The following is a 2697-nucleotide window of genomic DNA, read 5'->3' as shown; positions in this document are numbered from 1 at the left end:
GGATACCGCACCTACGTCACCACCGCCGCCGACCTGGCCGCCCGCTGCCACAAAGCGGCGATCGAAGGCCGCTGGTCGACGACCATGCGGTTCTTCGCTGGCCCGACGCTGCTCGTCATCGACGAACTCGGCTACCTCCCCTTGCCCGCCGAAGCCGCATCAGCGTTGTTTCAGGTTGTCGCGCAACGGTATCTGAAAACATCGATCGTCATCACCACCAACCGATCGGTCTCCGAATGGGGCGAAGTCCTCGGCGACACCACCGTCGCCGCGGCCATGCTCGACAGGCTCCTACACCGCTCCGTCGTCCTCAAACTCGACGGCGACAGCTACCGACTACGAGACCACCACGCCCGCAACGAAACCCACCGCACAGCAACCGCACCCAGCCGCCGACCGCTATAATCCGACCGCACCCAGGTGAGGAATCTCAATGAGCATCACTGGGGACTTTCGATGAGCCTGATCATCCCATACCCGCCCGATGGTCGGGGTCTTCAATGCCCGGGCGAGGTAGGCCAGCTGGGAGCTGACCTTCTCCGCCCGTTCCGGCAACAACGCCACTGCGTTGCGGTCGTCGATCTCCGCTGCCTTCGCGGCGGTCGCGGTCTTTGCTGGACTCATAGATTCTGCTGCCTTTCAACGGTTTCCGTGGTCTGTGATGGTGGTGCGGTGAAGTCGGTAACGCCGAACAGGGCGTCGTAGTCCGGCAACGCGCGCAATGCGACCGGGTGCCCGTCAGGGTGTTGCCGCGAGGGCTGCTGCCGGCCGATCTCCTGGTAGCGGGCCCGCAGCAGCTGCGCTGCCGCAACGTGCTGCGGGTCGGTGACGTTGGCGTGTTTGGCCCACGACCGGCGATGGAATGCGACCCTGCTCCCGTCGCAAATCGCGGTCACTGTCGTTGGGGTGGCGGTGATGTCGACGAACTTGCCGATCACCCTCGGGTCGATCGAGTAGTCGTTACCGTCGACCCGGACGTAGTAGTCGCGTCCGAGTCGAACCCGGGTCCGCAGGCCGGTCATCGGGGCCATCGGCGGCAGGATCGTCATCGCCTGGAAGTCGGTAGCGAAGGCCTCCGCAGGCCGGCTTCCGGTGGCCCGCACCAGTCTGCGGTTCGCGGTCTGCGTGAGCCACTCAGTGACCTGGGCATTGAAATCAGCTGGGCTGGTGAACATTCGGCCCGGTAGGAACGAGGTCTCCAGATACTGGTTCGCCCGCTCGACGATGCCCTTGAACTCCGGATCACGCGCCGGAGCCAACACGATCCTCGTGGCGAGGGTGCCGGCGAACCCAGCAACCTCGACCGTGGGTTTGCCGGTGCCGCCGATCGCGGCCTCACGATCCCAGACCAGCGATTTGGGGACCCGGCCCCAGCCCTCGATGACCTGCCACATTCCGGCCAGCAGATCGCCGCCCTGCCGCGAGGGCAGCATCACCGCCGAGATCAACCGCGAGAACCCGAGCACCATCACCAGTACCGGTAGAACGCGGTCCTGACCAGGTCCGACCGGGATCCTCGCATCCGGGAACCACAGATCGCACTGTGCGATCTTCCCCGGTTCATACGAGATCCGATCGGCCGGATCAACGCCCTGATACTCCGGCCGGATCTCCCGCAGCCGATCCTTGAGCGTGGTCAACGAATACGGCCAGCCGATCCTCGGCGCGATCACCGTCGCCGGCATCGTCGGCCACAACTCCAGCAGCTCGCGGATCGCCGGCTCGAACGCATCGACCACCGAGCCTCGCGGCGGCCGTGATCGATCCGGTGGCCCGTCAGCCCGCAGCGCCCTCCGGACCGTATTCCTCCCGATCCCGAGCTGCCGAGCGATCACCTTGATCGGCAACCCCTCCGAAAAGTGCAACCGGCGGATCTCCGCCCAATCTTCCAAACTGATCACCCTCCCCAGGGTTCACGGCCGGGAAGGGGGTCCGTTCCAAGCCGTCGCTAGGGGGTCAGTTTGAACCCGTCGTCGACAGGTGTTCCTCAACTTGAATACAACGTCGAGGTCAACCTGCGCTGCGTCGACACGTGAGCGCATCTCGCCGCTGGGAAATGGCTTGAGCAGCTGGTAGTAGCCCTGTCGTACGTGCAGCTTCGCGTGGCGACGCTTCTCCTCGGGCAGATTCAGCGCGGAGTGCAGCGAGCGAGCGAGCGAGCACGTCGACCGCTCCGCACAAGGATAGGAGTGCGTGGTCGAGCGCGTCGAGTCCGTCATTGACTGCGCTCGTTGATTCTCCCCAGTTCTGCTAACTGAATCTCCCCACTTGTGTGCACCCGCCAAGTAATGGGCGGGGCCTCCCCGTGATGCTGGTGGTCTCTGACCACGCACCAGCCCTTCGAGGGAGGCCCCGCTCGTTCATGCTCACACAAGGAGAGACCGTGGAAGCACATGCTCTGCGCAAGCAGGGGTGGACGATCTCAGCGATCGCCCGTCATCTGGGACGGGACCGTAAGACCGTCCGCAACTATCTCAACGGGGTCACCGAGCCGGGTGTCCGCCACCGGGACGAGGACCCGTTCGAGCCGTTCGCCGAGTACGTCACCAGCCGCTTGCTCGAGGACCCGCATCTGTGGGCGCAGACCCTGTTCGACGAACTCGTCGAGATGCGGTTCAAGCAGTCGTATTCGTCGCTGACCCGGCAGATCCGGGACCGTGGCCTGCGCCCGGTGTGCCCGCAGTGCACGACCGCGGT

Annotated in this window: 3 protein-coding genes; 2 read left to right on the top strand and 1 reads right to left on the bottom strand. The window is 65.0% G+C overall.

All coding sequences use genetic code 11. The annotated features are described in order from the left end of the window. On the top strand, positions 1–405 hold a 405-nt coding region (locus AXK60_RS09885), incomplete at its 5' end, for an ATP-binding protein (RefSeq protein ID WP_175399980.1). 215 nt (positions 406–620) lie between these two features. On the opposite strand, the gene istA is transcribed toward AXK60_RS09885, so the two are convergent. Beyond that, entirely contained in the window at positions 621–1901 is a 1281-nt protein-coding gene (gene istA, locus AXK60_RS09880; protein WP_068570982.1) for an IS21 family transposase, read from the bottom strand. Positions 1902–2362: 461 nt separating this feature from the next. On the opposite strand from istA, the gene AXK60_RS09875 reads away from it, so the two are divergent. Beyond that, on the top strand, positions 2363–2697 hold a 335-nt coding region (locus AXK60_RS09875), incomplete at its 3' end, for a helix-turn-helix domain-containing protein (RefSeq protein WP_139057860.1).

The sequence above is a fragment of the Tsukamurella pseudospumae genome (assembly GCF_001575195.1).
Classification (GTDB): Bacteria; Actinomycetota; Actinomycetes; order Mycobacteriales; family Mycobacteriaceae; genus Tsukamurella; species Tsukamurella pseudospumae.
Note: the sequence above shows the minus strand (reverse complement) of the source record. Positions and strands in the feature narration are given on the sequence as shown.